The organism is Polaromonas sp. CG_9.11, assembly GCF_015752225.1.
In the GTDB taxonomy this organism is placed as follows: Bacteria; Pseudomonadota; Gammaproteobacteria; order Burkholderiales; family Burkholderiaceae_C; genus Polaromonas.
Genome location: NZ_JADOVE010000007.1, coordinates 23,196 through 40,962 on the forward strand (window position 1 = coordinate 23,196; position 17,767 = coordinate 40,962).

Annotated in this window: 14 protein-coding genes and 1 pseudogene; 12 read left to right on the forward strand and 3 right to left on the reverse strand. The window is 59.9% G+C overall.

All coding sequences use genetic code 11. The annotated features are described in order from the left end of the window. The first annotated feature begins 131 nt into the window (after positions 1-131). The 3 genes from IWX85_RS07500 to IWX85_RS07510 all read left to right on the forward strand — a co-directional run bounded on the left by IWX85_RS07500 (position 132) and on the right by IWX85_RS07510 (position 5,820). Positions 132-932 (forward strand): M48 family metallopeptidase, encoded by an 801-nt coding sequence (locus IWX85_RS07500; protein ID WP_370584239.1) that lies wholly within the window; start codon positions 132-134, stop codon positions 930-932. A gap of 111 nt (positions 933-1,043) precedes the next feature. Beyond that, positions 1,044-1,484: a response regulator gene (locus tag IWX85_RS07505; RefSeq protein WP_196869323.1), complete on the forward strand. Its 441-nt coding sequence runs from the start codon at positions 1,044-1,046 to the stop codon at positions 1,482-1,484. 73 nt (positions 1,485-1,557) lie between these two features. After that, positions 1,558-5,820, forward strand: a complete 4,263-nt coding sequence (locus IWX85_RS07510) for a PAS domain S-box protein (protein WP_196869324.1) — start codon at positions 1,558-1,560, stop codon at positions 5,818-5,820. Here the strand turns inward: IWX85_RS07510 and IWX85_RS07515 are convergent. Then, positions 5,817-6,694 (reverse strand): annotated as a pseudogene (locus IWX85_RS07515) (IS5 family transposase). The gene IWX85_RS07510 and the pseudogene IWX85_RS07515 sit on opposite strands and share 4 nt — an antisense overlap. Before the next feature lie 192 nt (positions 6,695-6,886). Between IWX85_RS07515 and IWX85_RS07520 the strand changes: the two are divergent. From IWX85_RS07520 to IWX85_RS07560, 9 genes are all read left to right on the forward strand, one after another. Then, positions 6,887-7,528: a response regulator gene (locus IWX85_RS07520; protein WP_051984110.1), complete on the forward strand. Its 642-nt coding sequence runs from the start codon at positions 6,887-6,889 to the stop codon at positions 7,526-7,528. Positions 7,529-7,583: 55 nt separating this feature from the next. Further along, on the forward strand, positions 7,584-9,143 hold the full coding sequence (locus IWX85_RS07525; protein ID WP_196869326.1) for an ATP-binding protein: 1,560 nt from the start codon (positions 7,584-7,586) through the stop codon (positions 9,141-9,143). A 251-nt stretch (positions 9,144-9,394) separates the two neighbouring features. After that, on the forward strand, positions 9,395-9,790 hold the full coding sequence (locus IWX85_RS07530; protein ID WP_196869327.1) for a MerR family DNA-binding transcriptional regulator: 396 nt from the start codon (positions 9,395-9,397) through the stop codon (positions 9,788-9,790). Between the two features lie 81 nt (positions 9,791-9,871). After that, positions 9,872-10,315 carry a PaaI family thioesterase gene (locus tag IWX85_RS07535; protein ID WP_051984468.1) on the forward strand — a complete coding sequence of 148 codons (444 nt, stop codon included), beginning with the start codon at positions 9,872-9,874 and terminating at the stop codon, positions 10,313-10,315. Positions 10,316-10,357: 42 nt separating this feature from the next. Continuing rightward, entirely contained in the window at positions 10,358-11,539 is a 1,182-nt protein-coding gene (locus tag IWX85_RS07540) for an isovaleryl-CoA dehydrogenase (protein WP_036806487.1), read from the forward strand. Between the two features lie 26 nt (positions 11,540-11,565). Beyond that, entirely contained in the window at positions 11,566-12,285 is a 720-nt protein-coding gene (can, locus tag IWX85_RS07545) for a carbonate dehydratase (RefSeq protein ID WP_081932456.1), read from the forward strand. Next, positions 12,266-14,131: a bifunctional isocitrate dehydrogenase kinase/phosphatase gene (gene aceK, locus IWX85_RS07550; RefSeq protein WP_196869328.1), complete on the forward strand. Its 1,866-nt coding sequence runs from the start codon at positions 12,266-12,268 to the stop codon at positions 14,129-14,131. The genes can and aceK overlap by 20 nt, the downstream gene beginning before the upstream one ends. Before the next feature lie 53 nt (positions 14,132-14,184). Next, positions 14,185-15,366: an acetyl-CoA C-acyltransferase gene (locus IWX85_RS07555; protein WP_036806481.1), complete on the forward strand. Its 1,182-nt coding sequence runs from the start codon at positions 14,185-14,187 to the stop codon at positions 15,364-15,366. Positions 15,367-15,411: 45 nt separating this feature from the next. Continuing rightward, positions 15,412-16,542 carry an acyl-CoA dehydrogenase family protein gene (locus IWX85_RS07560; RefSeq protein ID WP_036806478.1) on the forward strand — a complete coding sequence of 377 codons (1,131 nt, stop codon included), beginning with the start codon at positions 15,412-15,414 and terminating at the stop codon, positions 16,540-16,542. Between the two features lie 446 nt (positions 16,543-16,988). On the opposite strand, the gene IWX85_RS07565 is transcribed toward IWX85_RS07560, so the two are convergent. Continuing rightward, the gene (locus tag IWX85_RS07565) at positions 16,989-17,222 is read right to left on the reverse strand and encodes a hypothetical protein (RefSeq protein ID WP_196869329.1); all 234 of its coding nucleotides are present in this window, start codon (positions 17,220-17,222) and stop codon (positions 16,989-16,991) included. Then, the gene (locus IWX85_RS07570) at positions 17,219-17,614 is read right to left on the reverse strand and encodes a hypothetical protein (protein WP_196869330.1); all 396 of its coding nucleotides are present in this window, start codon (positions 17,612-17,614) and stop codon (positions 17,219-17,221) included. Before IWX85_RS07570 ends, IWX85_RS07565 begins: the two co-directional genes overlap by 4 nt. Positions 17,615-17,767: the final 153 nt, after the last annotated feature.

The window sequence follows — 17,767 nt, forward strand, 5'->3', positions numbered from 1 at the left end:
CGTCCTGTCAACCCGCCGCCAAGGCGCGCAGGCTTGTCCAGTTGGTGCTCGACTTTTTCACTCCCGAACCCGATCTTCCTGTGGGTGCCAAAAAACCGGCAAATTCAATATCAAAAAAGCTACCTTCGCAAGTGGGTGTTGTACGTGATGCTATGGAAATAATAGCGCAGACGGCGGCCCCAGCGCCAGCCGTTTTTCGCCATCCGCGCGCCACGCGCGAAATCCTGCTGACAGGCCGGCTGGTGGCCTATGAAGTCAGGCGCCGAAAACGCCGGACCATCGGATTTTCCGTAGGCCGCGAAGGCCTGGCCGTCAGCGCACCGACATGGGTGCCACTCCAGGAGATTGACCAGGCCGTGCTGAGCAAGTCAGGCTGGATTGTCAAAAAACTGCATGAAACGCGCGAGCGGCACCGCCAGCAGGAATCGCAGCGGATCGACTGGCAAGACGGTGGCGTTTTCCCTTTCCTGGGCGAACCGGTGCGGCTGGTGCTGGATTGGCACCTGTCACACAGCGTTTTGGACCATGGGGCCGCTGGTGAGACGCGCGTCCTGCGCCTCAAACTGCCGGCTGATGCCACTCCGGTCCAGGTCCACGCCAGTGTCCGGGCCTGGCTCATCCAGCAGGCGGTGCCGGTTTTTACCGCCCGGCTGGACTTTTTTGCGCAGCAACTGGGGGTGCAGTGGCACAAGCTCAGCCTGTCCAGCGCCGTTACCCGCTGGGGCAGCGCCAGCAGCAGTGGCGCCATCCGGCTGAACTGGCGGCTGATGCACTTGCGCCCGGACTTGATCGACTATGTGGTGGTGCATGAACTCAGCCACCTGCGCTTCATGGACCACAGCCCCCGTTTCTGGGCCACCGTGCAAAGCGTCATGCCTGGCTATGCCGCCTTGCGCCGGGAACTCAAGGACAAAGTGCTGTCACCACAATGAATATAAGAGTTGTCAACACCATCTTGTAAAAGATAAAAAAAATTGGAACATTAGTAAAATCTGTAAGTAGTCAAAACGGGCTAAAATTTACGAATAACTATGGAACCAAGCATGTCCGATAAGCTGATACTTGTTGTAGAAGACAACCCGGACCATCTGGAACTGACGGTGTTGACGCTTGAAGAACTGGGCGTTGGCGCAGAGATTGCCGTGGCCTGCGACGGCGCTGCGGCGCTTGACTACCTTTTTGGCCAGGGAAAGCATGCCGGTCGCGATGTTCGCAGGCAGCCGTCTTTCATTCTGCTGGACATGAAACTGCCCAAGCTGTCGGGGCTTGACGTGCTGCGCAGTGTTCGCAGCAATCCGCTGACCACCTTGGTGCCCGTGATCATGCTGACGTCCTCGAGCGAGCACTCGGACATGATCGGCTGCTACCAGAGCGGGGCCAACAGCTTTGTGCGCAAACCTGTGGATTTTGTCGACTTCACTGAAAAACTGAATCGCCTGCAGGCCTACTGGCTGGGCGTAAATGAGTCACTGGCGGCTGTTTGACGCCACGGCTGGCTAGCCGGCCTGCTTTCTGTCGCTGCCTCGCTGGCTTTTCTTCGTTGGAAGGCTTGATGCGATGAAGTTGGACATCACGCTACGCACCCGTCTGGTCATGCTGGTACTGGCGGCCATCGTTCCCCTGTTTGGGTTGGCCATCATCGGTGCAGTGCTGACATCCGGAAAAGCGGTGAGCCAGGCCCGGCAAAATCTGGAATTTTCTGCATCGCTGGTTGCTGCCAACCAGGAGCGCGTCGCTGCATCTGCGCGTCAAATGCTGACCGCTATTGCCACTATGCCGGTCGTGCAGGAGGGCCGAGATGCAGATTGCCAGAAGTATCTTCAGCTTTTAAATCTGCAGGCGCTGGGTTATGCCAATTTGGGCATTGCGGGAATTGACGGGCATATACGCTGCCTTGCCCTGGGAGGGCGTCCGGATGAATTCGCAGGAGACCGCCCGTATTTCCAGGAAGCCATTGCGCGCAAGGGTTTTGTCGCAAGTGGTTTTCTGAAGGGGCGCGTCAGTGAAAAGCCTGTGGTCGTCTTTGCCCAACCGGTCCTCAACCCACAGGGAAACATCAGTGCCGTCGCCTTCGCTACCATCAGCCTGACAGAACTCTCAACGTCCTTGGCCGAGGCACCCTTGCCGAATGGGACGCACTTTGTCGTGACGGACCGCCAGGGCATTGTGCTGGCTGCCAATCTTGAAAATCCTGTGGCGATCGGGCAAACGCTGCCTGATCCGGCCCTTCAGGCGGCGGTTAAGGCTGGCGTTGCGGGGGGGCTCGAAGGCGGTGACGCGAACGGTGCGCAGCAGATTTATGCATTTCGGCCCAGCGGTAAATCTGCCGACTCGCCTTTTTTTGTGGCGGTGAGCGCGGACAAGAACGAGGTGCTCGCGCCGGCCCGCCAGCGGCTGGCGCTGGTTTACCTGGCGCTGACGCTGGTCGCCATTTTTGGGAGCTGGATCGCCTGGATGCTGGGCGGCCGCGCCATTGTGAAACCCGTCGCTGAAATTTTGGTTGCCACGCGCCAGCTCCAGGCGGGGAGGCTTGATGTGCGCATTCCGCTGCAGTCCGAAAATGACCCGAGCGAATTGACGCAAATCTCGACGAGTTTCAACCGCATGGCCGAGTCCATGCAGGCGAGTCAGCTTGCGCTTGAAGCCGAGCTGGCCCGCAGCAAGTCGACCCAGGAAAAATTGCAGTATGCGCAACGCTTGGCGCGCATCGGCTACTGGCAGTTTGACCTGGCCACCGCACAGCTTCGCCTGTCCGACGAGATTTTTGATTTTCTCGGCATCGACGCTTCGCTTTTTGAGTGTAATCTTGGCAGCCTGCTCACCTGGGTCCACCACAGCGACCGGCAGGCTTTCCGGGCTGCGTGCAACACCGCCATTCGAACCGGGACTAACCCCGACATCGAATTTCGCGTGGTCCTGCGGGGCGGGCATATTCGCTGGATTCATCAATTCGGCCTGGTCAGTCCCAGCAGTGAAGCCGGCCAATCCATGCAGCGCACCGGGGTGATCCAGGACATCACAGCGCGCAAGAACGCCGAACTGGCCCTTCTGCGCAGCACCCAGCTGCTGAAGCGCACGGGCGCGCTGGCCAAGGTGGGGAGTTGGGAGTTGCTTGTCGACACCATGACGCTTTGCTGGTCGGAAGAAACCTACCGTATTCATGGTGTTGATCCTTCGCAGCATGTCAGCTTCGAAGACGGCGTCAATTTTTTTGAAACCGACGCCCAGCGTGTCATCAAGGCGGCCGTCCGGTCGGCCATCGACGACGCCACACCCTGGGACGTCGAACTTCCTCTGCGCACTGCTGCAGGACAATCCATCTGGGTGCGCATCCAGGGACACGCGCTGTTCGAAAACGACAAGGTCGTGCGGCTGATGGCGGCAATACAGGACATCACCGCGCAGCACCAGGCACACGCACAAGCGCGCCTGCTGGAAACCTGTATTTCCCACCTGAACGACACAGTGATGATCACCGAAGCCGAGTCGGTCGAGGCGCCGGGGCCACGTATCGTATTTGTCAATCACGCCTTCGAGCGCATGACAGGCTACAGCCGTGACGAGGTAGTGGGAAAGTCACCGCGAATGCTGCAGGGCAGCAACACCCAGCGCAGCGAACTCGACCGGATACGGGGAAGCCTTGAAAAGTGGCAACCTGTCCGCTCCGAACTGGTCAACTACACCAAAAACCGAAGCGAGTTCTGGGTCGAGATGGACATTTTCCCCATCGCCAACGAAAAAGGCGGGTTCACCCACTGGGTCGCTGTCATGCGCGACATCACCGAGCGCAAACGGGCCGAGCAAGCCCTCGTCAACAGCGAGCAGCGTTATGCCGCGCTGTTCAATACAGCGCCGGTTTCCATGTGGGTCTATGACGTTGCGACAAACCGCTATCTCGCCGTGAACCAGGCTGCCTGCCGGGCCTATGGATATTCGGAGACGGAATTCCTGACGATGAGCATTTTTGACATTCGGCCCGTTGCCGAGCATGCGGAACTGCACCAATGGCTGGGCGATCCCCTGCGAAAAAATGCCCTGTGGCACGATGTGCGCAAGGACGGCTCGCTGTTCGCGGTCGAGACATTTTCCCAGCCGGTTCAATATGCCGGCCGGAATGCGCGCTTAGTCATTGCGCTGGACAAGACCGGCCAGGAAAAAACCGAAAAGGATGCGCAGGAATACGTCTTCACCCTTCAGCGCGCGGCAGACGCCGCCCAGGCTATCACCTGGCATCGGACGCTCGAAGGGACCATGCAGGAGATCGCCGACCAGGCGCGAGGCGTCATCGGCGCTCACCAAGCCGCCGTGTGCCTGGGCGCCGACAGCATGCATCCGCAAACCATGTATGCACTGTCGCTCTCGGAAAAATATGAGACTTATCGACGCTTGATGAAGCCCACCGACGGCAACGCCATCTGTGCCGTCGTGTGCAAGAACAACCGCTCTGTACGGATGACGCAGGCCCAGCTTGAAGCGCACCCCGGATGGCCGAATTTTGGCAGCCACGATGAGGCGCCTCCTCCCATGCGCGGCTGGCTGGGCGTCCCTTTGATGGGCCGAGACGGAAAAAATATCGGTATGCTGCAGCTGTCTGACAAATACGAAGGCGAGTTCACCAAGGAGGATGAGTACGTCGCACTGGAATTGAGCCACCTGGCTTCTACCGGCCTTGAAAACTCGATTCTTCTCGAAGAAATCGGCCAGCTCAATGCAGGGCTGGAGCAAAAGGTGGCAGAACGAACCGCTGCGCTGGCGCGCCAGGAAGCCTTGTTCCGGGCGCTGGCCGAGCAGGCCCCGCAGATGGTATGGACGGCCAGCCCAGACGGACGCGCCACCTATTTCAACCGAGTATGGTTTGACCTGATGGGTGGAGCGTTGAACGACTGGACCGGATACCAATGGCTGACCGCTGTTCATCCGGACGATGTCGCTGGCATCAAGGACGCATGGGCCGTTTCCAGGAAAAACCAGTCCCCATACGCGGGACTCAGGCGTCTGAGGGCCAGCAATGGCGGTTTCCACACCATGGCTTACCGGGCTTCCCCCGTGCTGGATGAGCACGGTGATGTGGCCTTCTGGGTGGGAATCGATGCGGACATCACGGAAATCAAGGCCATTGAAGCCGCATTGCGGCTGTCAAACCAGGAACTGGAAGCCTTTTCATATTCTGTCTCCCATGACCTTCGCTCTCCGCTCAACACCATCGACGGCTTCAGCCGACTGCTTGCCAAGCAGTTGGCGCCACACATAAAGGGCGATGCCGGTGTCAAGGCCGGCCACTACCTGATGCGCATTCAGGCAGGCGTGGCACAGATGGGCCAGTTGATCGAGGATTTGCTGTCTCTGTCACAGGTCTTGCGTGCGCCCCTGAACACCGCACCCGTGGATCTGTCCCTCATGGCGCGCAAGCTGGTTGAGGAATGGCGCACCCGCGAGCCCGAGCGACAGGTGACGGTAACGGTAGAGAACGGATTGCAGGCGCATGGCGATGAGCGCCTGGTGCAGGTCGTGATGGAAAACCTGCTGGCAAATGCGTGGAAATTCACAGGACAAAGGGAGCAGGCTGAAATCGGCGTCGGCCAGCAATCCGACAATGCCGGTTTGCCGGTCTATTTTATAAAAGACAACGGCGCAGGCTTTGACATGGCTTATGCCGACAAGCTGTTTCATCCATTCCAGCGGCTGCACAGTGTTTCTGAGTTCTCGGGAACCGGCATCGGTCTGGCCACCGTCAGCCGTGTGATCAAGCGGCACGGTGGCCGCATATGGGCCGAGTCAGCACCAGCGCTTGGCACAACGTTTTTCTTCACCCTGTCCTAGGCCTGGTAACACTGCCGCAGTGCCTCTGCGATTAGTATTACGTTGATCAAGCCAGCGAACATCACATCGGGCTTGCTGTAGCGGGTAAACACGCGTCGCCAAGCCTTGACTCGCCTGAACAAGCGCTCGATGCGATTGCGTTGGCGATAAAGCACCTTGTCATATTGTTTCCAAATCATTCCGAGATAAGGCGCGAAGCCGCAGACAGTGCTGCAGCACGGCAAGGCGAAGCAACGACATATCGGAATGGTCTAGAAATGGAATCACAGGTCTACGGCTGACGGGGCTGGGCATTGGGTTGCATCACCGGCACGAGCCCCAGGCTGCAAGCGAGCTCGCGCGTGGCGTTGTCTTGGTAGGCGCTGTCGATCATCAGCGCAACCTGGCCTTCGTGGGACCCGAGCTCCTGTGCCAGGCACCTGCCTTCGGGTGCATCGCCCGCCTGCCCGCCCGTCAGGCTCCAGGCCACGACGTTGCGATCATCCGCAGCAACCAAATGCAGCTTGGTCGTCCAGTCGCCCCGGCTCTTGCCGTGGGCTTGGGGACCGTTTTTTTGCGCACCCGTGCCATCGGGGGGGGGCACTTTGATGATGTTTGAATCTAGGCAAATGGACTCGATGCGCACATCCACAAGCTGGCGGCGCTGCAAGTGCTCGAAAATTCGGTCGAGCACGACCGCCCGGCGCCAGCGGCTTATGCACGTGTAGATCGCGTGCCAGTTGCCATAGCGCGCGGGCAACGCGCGCCACTTGCAGCCGTTGGCAGCCATATGAAGAATTCCATTGAGCACCTGAACGTTGCTCATGCTGACGTTGCCGCGCTGTCGCCCCAGCAAGTCCTCGATCTGCTTGAATTGTTCGATGGTCAGTTCCATGGGCTGGACTGTGCAGTTTTCTCTCTCAGGCGGCAAGTAGTGCTGGCAAACCGCAGTCCAAGGCCTGCCGCAGCGAACAAAGTGTTGTCTCTTTGTGTGTCTACAAGGAAATTTTTCCCTGAGACAAATAAAAATCATTAATTTGATTAAGATTACAACTGTGACAAATTTAAACTATTTCAAAGTGCCTTGATGTCGCGTGAACCAAAAACTTTCGAAGCTGCCATTACCGCCACTGATTTTTCAAGTGACGATTACTGCGGGACGAGTTATGCAGCCAAGATGCTGGGCTTGTCTGTGGCAACCGTGCAGTCGCTGGTGGAAAAGGGCGAAATCGATGCTTGGAAAACGCTCGGCGGTCACCGTCGCATTGCCCTGCAGTCGCTCAACGCCTACCTGACCAAGCACAGCCCTCAACTTTCGCGTGCCGACCTTCACCCCAAGCACCGCTTGCGGGTGCTAGTGGTCGAAGACGACGAGGCGACGCGTGACCTGTACCGATGCCATTTTGACGAGTGGGACCTGCCGGTTGATTGCACCTGGATGCCATCGGCGCTGGACGCCCTGATGGACATTGCCAGCATGCGGCCAGACTTGCTGATTGCCGACCTGTCCATGCCGGGTGTCGACGGGATTGAGATGCTCAGGACCATCAAGCGCAACCAGCAACTGGCAGACATGCAGATTGTGGTGATCAGTGGAATGGCAGTGGATGCCATTGCCGCTCGCGGCGGTCTTCCTCCGCAGGCGCGCCTGGTTCAAAAACCGGTCAATTTTGACTGGCTGCAGGGTTATGTCACTGCACTGGTCATGGCCAATGCCAAGTGGCGCTGACTTGCTTGTTGCATGTGTCTTTTAGTCTCTGACCACCTACGCCCGTCTACCTGCCATGACCCGATTTCTGGACAAGTCCGGGGCAAACCCGCCAGGCAACCTGCCCGTAACCAACCCGCATGATGTCAACCCCATCGTGCCCCCAGCACGGCATGCATGGGGCATCGGAGACCTGACGCTGGACGGCATCCTACTGCTTGACCCCAAGTTCGTCGTTGTGGACGCCAATCCACGTGCGATCGGGTTTTTGCACACCTCCCTGTCCGCCATCAGCGGCTACAGCCTGTGGGATGTTGTGGCTGAGCAAATTGCCAGCCAGCATGAGGAGTTGGCCGAACGGGCACTTGCGGATTCGGATCAATACGTGTTCGTTGCCCATGAAAGTCATGCAAACAGTTGGGTTGAATACACCCTTCGGCGGTGCGATGCTGGTTACATCGTCAACCTGCGCGAAGCAGGACCTGCGCAAAAGTACCAGCGCTTGCTTGAAGACAGCAAACGCTACAACCAGCTGATCTTTGAAGCCAATCCGAATGTGATGTGGGTGTTCGACAGGACTTCGCTTCAAATCTTTGCGGTTAACCAGGCCGCCATCAGGTTTTACGGCATCGCACGCAAGACGTTCACGACGCTCGGAATGGATGCGCTTTTCCCCGAGGGAGAAGGCGCCGAACTGCTGCATTCGCTGCATACCGGCAAGGAAGGCCAGTCCGAGATGCGGCTGTGCCGGCAGAAAAAAATGGACGGCAAGGAAGTCCTGGTCGAACTGGCCTGGAGCCAGGTCAAGTGGAATGGTCATCAGGCGGTGCTGGTCAGTCTGGCTGATATCAGCGACCGGCACATTGCCGACACAGTCCTCAAGAAATCCAATGCCGAGCTGCAACAGACCCTGCTGGCGCAGCAGGTCGAGCTGAAAAATGCCAGGCACGATCTGCTGACCTTCACGCAGGCGGTATCCACCGACCTGCAGGATTCGCTGCATGTGGCCCAGGGTTTTGCAGCCAGGCTGGCTGAAAAGTATTCGCCGGTCCTGGACGATCAGGGCCTTCACTACGTCAGGCGTATTCAGGCCAGCATCAGCCAACTTGCCAGGCTGGTGGATGACCTGCGAACGCTGGCCCAGCTGCCGCTTCGCTCCGGCACGTTGGAAATGGTTGACCTGGCACCCGTCTGTCGCACCCTGTTTGCTGATCTGCGCAAGCTCGATCCGGACCGGGATGTGACCATCGAGATGGACAGCAGCCTGATGCTTGTCGGGAACCGGGGTCTTTTGACCACTGCCTTGCTTTGCCTGCTCGACAATGCCTGGAAATTCACCGCCAAAAAGAGCGAGGCCTGGATCAAGGTCGGGCTGCTGCCCGGCAAGCTGCCAGGCGAAATGGTTGTGGTGGTGGCAGACAACGGTGCAGGGTTCGATCCGGTTTACAGTGGCAATCTGTTCACGGCGTTTCAGCGCCTCCATTCTTCCGCCGACTTTCCCGGAAATGGCTTGGGGCTGGCCATTATCAAACGCGTGTCGCAGCTGCATGGCGGCACGGTATGGGCCGAAAGCCCCGACCAGATCGGTGCGAGCTTTTTCATGTTGCTGCCGCAGGTCCAACCCGTCGTTTCCTGAGTCTGGTTTTTTCGCCATCGGCCTGCATTTCCCGCCAGTGCTTCCCTCCGGGCGCGCATCCTGGGAAACCAATAACAGCGCAAATTATTAGCGAGTCGTCGAACGGGTTGCGCTGTGCCCATAGACCCACTTTTCCCATTCACGTTATATTTGACGTTTACGTAAACGTAAGGCGCCACGGATTGTGGTGGCAACACGGTATCGGTTTTCGTTATTGTGCTGTTGCCCCAGTTTGGCTTTTATTTCCTCTCATGGCCACTACCTACACCATCACCGATCTTGCCAAAGAGTTTGACCTGACCACCCGCGCCATGCGTTTTTACGAAGACATGGGCCTGCTGAAGCCCGAGCGCGAAGGCCAGGGGGGACGCAATCGCGTCTATTCGGCGCGTGACCGCACGCGGCTCAAGCTTACGCTGCGCGCCAAGCGGTTGGGACTTTCCCTGACCGAGGCCAAGGAGATCATCGACTCCTATGACAGCCCGCGAGATACGGCGCCGCAACTGAGGAAATTCCTGGACATCCTGACTGACCACCGCCAAAAGCTCGAAGCGCAGCTGGTCGATCTGCAGGCCAATCTGGAGGAACTTCGCGTCCGTGAAAAAGAAACCAGAATGCTGCTTTCAAAAGCTGAAAAGTCAAACTAGGTGATAATTGACGTTTACGTAAACGTCAATTAAAAATCCGGTTGGAAGAGCGTCTTCGACCTGTCTGCATAGAGAATGTTCATGGATGCATCCGCGGCGCCGACAGCGCTGTTCCAGCGAATCGAAGCGAGTTTCCTGCGCCAAGGGTTGATGCGGCATCTGGGCGCGCGGCTGGTGCGGGTGGAGCCCGGCCTGTGCGAGGTGGCGCTGCCTTATTCGGAGCGTGTCAACCAGCAGCAGGGCGGCTTTCATGGCGGCGCCATGGGCGCGCTGGCCGATATCGCCGGCGGCTATGCAGCGCTGACCCAGCTGGCTGACGACGTTGAAGTCACCACCGTTGAATACAAGATCAATTTCCTGGCCGGTTTTGGCAGCGGCGAGTTGCGCGCTGTTGGCCGTGTCATGCGGGCCGGCAAGCGCATCATCGTGACCACGGCTGACGTGACGCACCTGGACGCCGACGGCAAGACCAGCGCCTGCGCACTGATGCAGCAAACCCTTGCGCCCGTGCCCAAAACCTATTGATTCCCACGCGCCCTTCATCATTTTTAGAGAAAGATTTCAACCATGAACAACATGCCAGGACTCAATTTCCAGCTCGGCGAAGACATCGACGCCCTGCGCGATGCGGTGCGCGACTTTGCCCAGGCTGAAATCGCGCCGCGCGCCGCCGAACTCGACCGCACGGACCAGTTCCCGATGGACCTGTGGGAAAAGATGGGTTCGCTCGGCGTGCTGGGCATCACCGTCGGCGAGGAATACGGCGGCGCCGGCATGGGCTACCTGGCGCACATGATCGCAATGGAGGAAATCAGCCGCGCCAGTGCCTCGGTTGGCCTGTCGTATGGCGCGCACAGCAACCTGTGCGTGAACCAGATCAAGCGCAACGGCACCGAGGCGCAGCGGCAGAAATACCTGCCAAAACTGATCAGTGGCGAACATGTTGGCGCACTGGCCATGAGCGAGCCAGGCGCGGGCAGCGACGTGATCTCGATGAAGCTCAAGGCCGAGGACAAGGGCGGCTATTACCTGCTCAACGGCAGCAAGATGTGGATCACCAATGGCCCCGACGCCGAGACGCTGGTGGTCTATGCCAAGACCGAGCCCGAACTGGGCGCGCGCGGCGTGACAGCCTTTTTGATTGAAAAAGGAATGCCGGGTTTTTCCGTCGCCCAAAAGCTCGACAAGCTCGGCATGCGCGGCAGCCACACCGGCGAGCTGGTGTTCAGCAATGTCGAGGTGCCGGCGCAAAACATCCTGGGCGGCCTGAACAGCGGCGCCAGGGTCCTGATGAGCGGCCTCGACTACGAGCGGGCTGTGCTCACCGGCGGGCCGCTCGGCATCATGCAGTCGGTGATGGACAGCGTGCTGCCCTACATCCACGACCGCAAGCAGTTTGGCCAGAGCATTGGCGAGTTCCAGCTGATCCAGGGCAAGGTCGCCGACATGTACACCGTGCTGCAGGCCGGGCGCTCGTTCGCCTATACCGTGGCCAAGAACCTGGACATGCTGGGCCCAGAGCATGTGCGCCAGGTGCGCAAGGACTGTGCTTCGGTGATTTTGTGGTGCGCTGAAAAAGCCACCTGGATGGCCGGTGAAGGCATCCAGATCTACGGCGGCAACGGCTACATCAACGACTACCCGCTGGGCCGCCTGTGGCGCGATGCCAAACTCTATGAAATTGGCGCCGGCACCAGTGAAATCCGCCGCATGCTGATCGGCCGCGAGCTGTTTGCCGAGACCATGTGATGGTCGCTGGGCGACAACATACTTTTATGACCAGCTCCCTTCAAGACCTCTTCACCGACAACCGCGCCTGGGCTGCGCAAATGGAGCGTGAGCGTCCCGGCTTTTTCACCAGCCTCAAAAGCCAGCAAAACCCCAAGTACATGTGGATAGGCTGCTCCGACAGCCGGGTGCCCGCCAACCAGATCACCGGACTGGACCCGGGTGAGGTGTTCGTGCACCGCAACGTGGCCAATGTGGTGGTGCCGACCGATCTCAACTGCCTGTCCACTATCCAGTTTGCGGTGGACCAGCTCCAGGTCGAGCACCTGATGGTCGTGGGCCACTACGGTTGCGGCGGCGTGAAAGCGGCCCTGAACAACCTGCGCCTGGGGCTGGTGGACAACTGGCTGCACCACGTCAAGGATGTGCGTGACCGTCATGCCGCGATGCTTGAGGCGGCAGCGCCGGAAGCCCGGCTTGACATGCTCTGCGAGCTCAATGTGATTGAGCAGGTCATGAACGTGGCGCAAACCACCGTGATGCAGGACGCCTGGGCGCGCGGGCAGCGCGTGACCCTGCATGGCTGGGTCTATGGCCTGAAGGACGGGCTGCTGCAGGACCTGCACATCACGCTGGACAGCCTTGAGGGCATGGCGTCGCTGTACCGTGCCGCCATTGCCGGTGTCGGAAACCCGGCGTTAACGCTGCCCGTGTCCGCAGCCTGCACCACCTCAACACCACCACGCCATGTTTCCCCAACGCCTTGATTCCACCGTCGCCTACGCTGTTGCCAAGGCGATGATGGACGGCTTCAACCGGCACTACCAGCTGTTTCGCACCGAGTCAAGCCGCGCCCAGCATCGCTTTGAAACTGCCGACTGGCACGGTCAGCAGCGCGCCCAGCGTGAACGCATCGAGTTCTATGACCTGCGGGTGCGGGAAGCGTCGATCCGGCTGGAACGCGAATTCAAGGCCGGCGAGCAACCCATGGACGTCTGGCACCAGGTCAAGCTGCATTACATCGGGCTGCTGGTCAACCACCATCAGCCCGAGCTGGCCGAAACCTTTTTCAATTCGGTCACCACCAAGATTCTGCACCGCAGCTACTTTCAGAACGATTTCATCTTCGTGCGGCCGGCCGTCAGCACCGAGTACATCGAAAACGAGGAGCCGACCGCGCAGCCGACCTACCGCGCCTATTACCCGACGCGCGCCAGCATGCACGAGACGCTGGTCGCGCTGGTGAACGACTTCGGTCTGTCGTGCGAGTTTGAAGACCTTGCGCGCGATGCTGGATACGTGGCCGATGCCATGACCGGGCGCCTGGGCGATGTCAAGCTGCGGGCCAATTTCCAGATTCAGGTGCTCTCAGGCCTGTTTTTTCGCAACAAGGGCGCCTACGTCGTCGGCAAGCTCATCAACGGCTTCAGCGAGATTGCGTTTGCCTTGCCGATCCTGCACAGCCAGCCGGCGCCAGGACTGGCTGCCGAGGCCAAGGGCATCTCCGGCCAGTCGGACGCCGGCAAGCTGGCGATTGACGCGGCGCTGTTTGGCGAAGACGACCTGCTGATCCTGTTCAGCTTTGCGCGCGCCTACTTCATGGTCGACATGGGCATTCCGTCGGCCTACGTGCAGTTCCTGCGCAGCATGATGCCGCGCATGCCGCGCGCCGAAATCTACAACGCGCTGGGGCTGGCCAAGCAGGGCAAGACGCTGTTCTACCGCGACTTTCTGCACCACCTGCGGCATTCGACCGACAAGTTCCGCATTGCCCCGGGCATCAAGGGCATGGTGATGCTGGTGTTCGACCTGCCGTCGTTCCCGTATGTGTTCAAGGTCATCAAGGATTACTACCCGCCGCAAAAAGACACGACACGCGAGCAGATCAAGGGCAAGTACCTGCTGGTCAAGCAGCACGACCGCGTGGGCCGCATGGCCGACACCCAGGAGTACACGCTGGTGGCGTTTCCGCGCGACCGTTTCAGCGACGAGCTGATCGCCGAGATCGATAAATTCGCGCCCAGCCAGCTGGAAATCAGCGACCGCGATGGCGATGGCCAGATGGAAGTCATCCTCAAGCATGTCTACATCGAGCGGCGCATGATCCCGCTGAACATCTACCTGCAGGAAGCGTTCGACATGGGCGTGAACGAACCCGCCGCCAAGGCGCAGATCGGGCGCGCCGTGGTGGAATATGGCAATGCCATCAAGGACATGGTCGCGGCCAATATTTTCCCGGGCGACATGCTGTGGAAAAATTTCGGCATCACCCGCCACGGCAAGGTCGTTTTTTACGACTACGACGAAATCGAATACATCACCGACTGCAAGTTCCGCAAGGTGCCGATTGCGCGCAACGAAGAAGAAGAAATGAGTGGCGAAGTCTGGTATTCAGTCGGCCCCAAGGACGTGTTTCCCGAGACCTTCGAGCCCTTCCTGCTTGGCAACGACGCCGTGCGCGAGGTGTTCATGAAGCACCATGCCGACCTGTTAGATGCCGCCTTCTGGCAACGCCACCAGGCGCGCATTCAGGCCGGCCATGTGTACGACGTGTTTCCGTATGACCAGCAAAAACGCTTTGCGGTCATGCATTCCAGGGCGCATGCCGACTGACGCGGTGCCATCCACGCAATTCATTTCCATCCCTATTTTTCAAGGAGAAAACCATGCTTGACCCCATCGTCATCCTCGGCGCCGCCCGCACCCCCATGGGCGCTTTCCAGGGCGAATTCGCCAGCCTGTCCGCCAACGACCTGGGCGGCGCCGCCATCAAGGCCGCCGTCGAGCGCTCGGGTGTTGCGCCCGAACGCATCGACGAAGTGCTGTTCGGCAACTGCCTGATGGCCGGCCAGGGCCAGGCGCCGGCGCGCCAGGCCGGTTTCAAGGGCGGCCTGCCGGCCAGCACCGGCGCCGTCACGCTGTCCAAGATGTGCGGCTCGGGCATGGAGGCCACCTTGCTGGCGCACGACCAGTTGTTGGCCGGCAGCCGCGACGTGGTCGTCGCCGGCGGCATGGAAAGCATGAGCAACGCGCCGTATCTGCTGCCCAAGGCACGCGGCGGCATGCGCATCGGCCACGACCGCGTGATGGACCACATGATGCTCGACGGCCTGGAAGACGCCTACGAGGCCGGCCGCTCGATGGGCACCTTCGGCGAAGACTGCGCCGCCAAATACAGCTTCACCCGCGAGGCGCAGGACGCGTTTGCCACCGCCAGCGTGCAGCGCGCCAAGGCGGCCACCGAGTCCGGCGCGTTCAAGGCTGAAATCACGCCTGTCACTGTCAAAACCCGCGTTGGCGAGACCGTGGTCTCCACCGATGAAGCACCAGGCAAGATCAAGCTCGACAAGATTCCTTCGCTCAAGCCCGCGTTCAAGACGGGCGGCACCATCACCGCCGCTTCCAGCTCGTCGATCAGCGACGGCGCTGCGGCGCTGGTGCTGGCCCGCGAATCGACCGCCAGGGAACTCGGCGCCACGCCGATGGCCCGCATCGTCGGTCACGCCACCTTTGCCCAGGCGCCGGAGTGGTTCTCGACCGCCCCGGTCGGCGCGGTGCAAAAGCTCTTGACCAAAATCGGCTGGGAAATCAAGGACGTGGACCTTTGGGAAATCAACGAAGCGTTTGCGGTCGTGCCGATGGCCGCGATGACCGAACTGAACATCAGCCACGACGTCGTCAACGTCAACGGCGGCGCCTGCGCACTGGGCCACCCGATTGGCTGCAGTGGCGCCCGCATCATCGTCACGCTGATGCATGCGCTCAAGGCGCGCGGCCTCAAAAAAGGTGTTGCCACGCTGTGCATCGGCGGCGGCGAAGCGACGGCGCTGGCGCTTGAGGTGCTATGAACTTAATAGCTGTTAACGTAGGCGCAGTGTGCGCAGGAGGCCGATTTGATACTAAATAACGAACAAGAGCAGGTGCGCGACGCCGTGCGCGCCTTTGCCCAGGCCGAACTCTGGCCCCACGCCGCGCGCTGGGACAAGGAACATTATTTCCCCAAGGATGCCCACCGGGGGCTGGCCGCGCTGGGCGCCTACGGCATCTGCGTACCCGAGGAACTCGGAGGCGCCAACCTCGACTATGTGACGCTGGCGTTGGTGCTCGAAGAAATCGCCGCCGGCGACGGCGGCACCAGTACCGCCATTTCCGTGACCAACTGCCCGGTCAACGCCATCCTGATGCGCTACGGCAGTGCGGCGCAGAAAAAGCAGTGGCTGGTCCCGCTGGCGCAGGGCGAGATGCTAGGTGCTTTTTGTCTGACCGAACCGCACACGGGAAGCGACGCTTCATCGTTGCGCACCACGGCTGTCCGGCAAGGTGACGCCTATGTGCTCAACGGCGTCAAGCAGTTCATCACCAGCGGCAAAAATGGCCAGGTCGCCATCGTCATGGCCGTGACCGACAAGGGCGCGGGGAAAAAGGGCATGAGCGCCTTCATCGTGCCGACCGACGCGCCGGGTTATTCCGCCTCAAGGCTGGAAGACAAACTGGGCCAGCATTCGAGCGACACCGCGCAGATCAACTTTGATGACTGCCGCATCCCGGTCGAGAACCTGATCGGCGCCGAGGGCGAAGGTTACAAGATCGCGCTGGGCGGACTGGAGGGCGGGCGCATCGGCATCGCGGCGCAAAGCGTCGGCATGGCACGCAGCGCCTTCGAGGTGGCGCTGGCTTATGCCAAGGACCGCCAGAGTTTCGGCACCGCCATCTTCAACCACCAGGCGGTCGGTTTCCGGCTGGCCGACTGTGCAACCAAACTTGAAGCCGCGCGCCAGCTGATCTGGCATGCCGCCAGCCTGCGCGACGCCGGCCGGCCGTGCCTGAAGGAAGCGGCCATGGCCAAGCTGTTCGCCAGCGAAATGGCCGAGGAAGTCTGCAGCGCCGCCATCCAGACGCTGGGCGGCTACGGCTATGTGAGCGACTTTCCGGTCGAGCGCATCTACCGCGATGTGCGCGTCTGCCAGATTTACGAGGGCACCAGCGACGTGCAGAAGATCATCATCCAGCGCGCGCTGGCCTGAGGGTTTGCGCACAGACCGCAGCGCAGTGCAACTCTTTCCTCAACTGACCAGGGAGTTTTTGGGGCAGACCACAACGCAGGGGTATTTTGGCGCAATGGTGCAGCCCATTCCAATCGAAACCTGCCCCTGATTGCGGTTCAATACCGCGACAGCGGTGGGTTTGTTTGCGCAAACCCGTAATCTGCCGAACGCACGGTTCGGGAACACGTTGTTAAATTCAGCGATACGTTTTTAATATTGCGGTTTTTGTAAGCGGTCAACAGTCCGACAGAGTGGCTTCAATGGTGTGGTCACGTTGAGCCTGGCGAAGTCTTGGCAAGGACAACCGCCTTGACCCAATGTTTCAGGGAGCCATGAAAAATTCCTGCTGAATTGATAAGAATCCCTTCAACAGGGAGGCGCCGGTCAGGGCGGGAATCAAGACAGGGAAGACAAGGGCGCATCCCTCAATTCAATGCGGGCGCGGGCTCGGAGACCTCGATCAGCGCGCCGTCTTTCATTTTGAAATGAAAGCGGCCACTTGACGGGTTGGACCAGTGATCCTTGTCCTTTATTTCGCGCGCGAATGACGGAACGCCAACAGTGACCGTGGCCCCATAAATCCCATGTCCGGCAAGAGTGCTGTTCTCGGAATAATGCAAGCCACCGCTGCCCCACATGGGTGGCAAGACGACTTTCACGGTTTTCCCGTTGTCTTGGTTTGTTGCAGTGAACGTGGCCACGCGGAGGGGATGCGCGTTTTTGTGGCGTTGTCCGTCGCCTTGACTGTGATGCAGTCACGCTCGTTTTGTGCCGGCTTGTGTTCACTCCATATGGCCGGCTTGCCCATCGGCATCCACATCGCTTCGGCCCCTTCAAGCGCCAGCTGCCATGTGAGGCCGTCCGTGATGGTTCTGCCAATCAGCACGGTTTCTTTCGTCGGATCCTTCGGCGCTGGAAGATTCTTGACGGTTGCGGCCTTGGCTGGGGTGGACCCAATGGTGTCGTCACCTGCCCCTTTGGCGTATGCCGGCGAGGCTGCGGCGGCCAATATGACATAGCCGATGACGAGGGCGGCGCTTGTGCGGCGCAATGATCGCTTCCTTGGATGTCTGGACTGCAGCGCCTGCGATCCGCTAGGAACCTGGGCTGCAGAGAAAGGACGTGCGCTGCAAAGCGGCCGCGCCAGTCCATTTTCCCCCGCCTCTTTGTCCAACAGCAGGCTATTGGCGTGCAAACTCGGCAA

Bases quoted from the DNA above. Each gene is read 5' to 3' on its own strand.
- IWX85_RS07505 (WP_196869323.1), top strand. From the start codon at position 1,044: ATGTCCGATAAGCTGATACTTGTTGTAGAAGACAACCCGGACCATCTG.
- IWX85_RS07510 (WP_196869324.1), top strand. From the start codon at position 1,558: ATGAAGTTGGACATCACGCTACGCACCCGTCTGGTCATGCTGGTACTG.
- IWX85_RS07520 (WP_051984110.1), top strand. From the start codon at position 6,887: ATGTCGCGTGAACCAAAAACTTTCGAAGCTGCCATTACCGCCACTGAT.
- IWX85_RS07525 (WP_196869326.1), top strand. From the start codon at position 7,584: ATGACCCGATTTCTGGACAAGTCCGGGGCAAACCCGCCAGGCAACCTG.
- IWX85_RS07530 (WP_196869327.1), top strand. From the start codon at position 9,395: ATGGCCACTACCTACACCATCACCGATCTTGCCAAAGAGTTTGACCTG.
- IWX85_RS07535 (WP_051984468.1), top strand. From the start codon at position 9,872: ATGGATGCATCCGCGGCGCCGACAGCGCTGTTCCAGCGAATCGAAGCG.
- IWX85_RS07540 (WP_036806487.1), top strand. From the start codon at position 10,358: ATGAACAACATGCCAGGACTCAATTTCCAGCTCGGCGAAGACATCGAC.
- can (WP_081932456.1), top strand. From the start codon at position 11,566: ATGACCAGCTCCCTTCAAGACCTCTTCACCGACAACCGCGCCTGGGCT.
- aceK (WP_196869328.1), top strand. From the start codon at position 12,266: ATGTTTCCCCAACGCCTTGATTCCACCGTCGCCTACGCTGTTGCCAAG.
- IWX85_RS07555 (WP_036806481.1), top strand. From the start codon at position 14,185: ATGCTTGACCCCATCGTCATCCTCGGCGCCGCCCGCACCCCCATGGGC.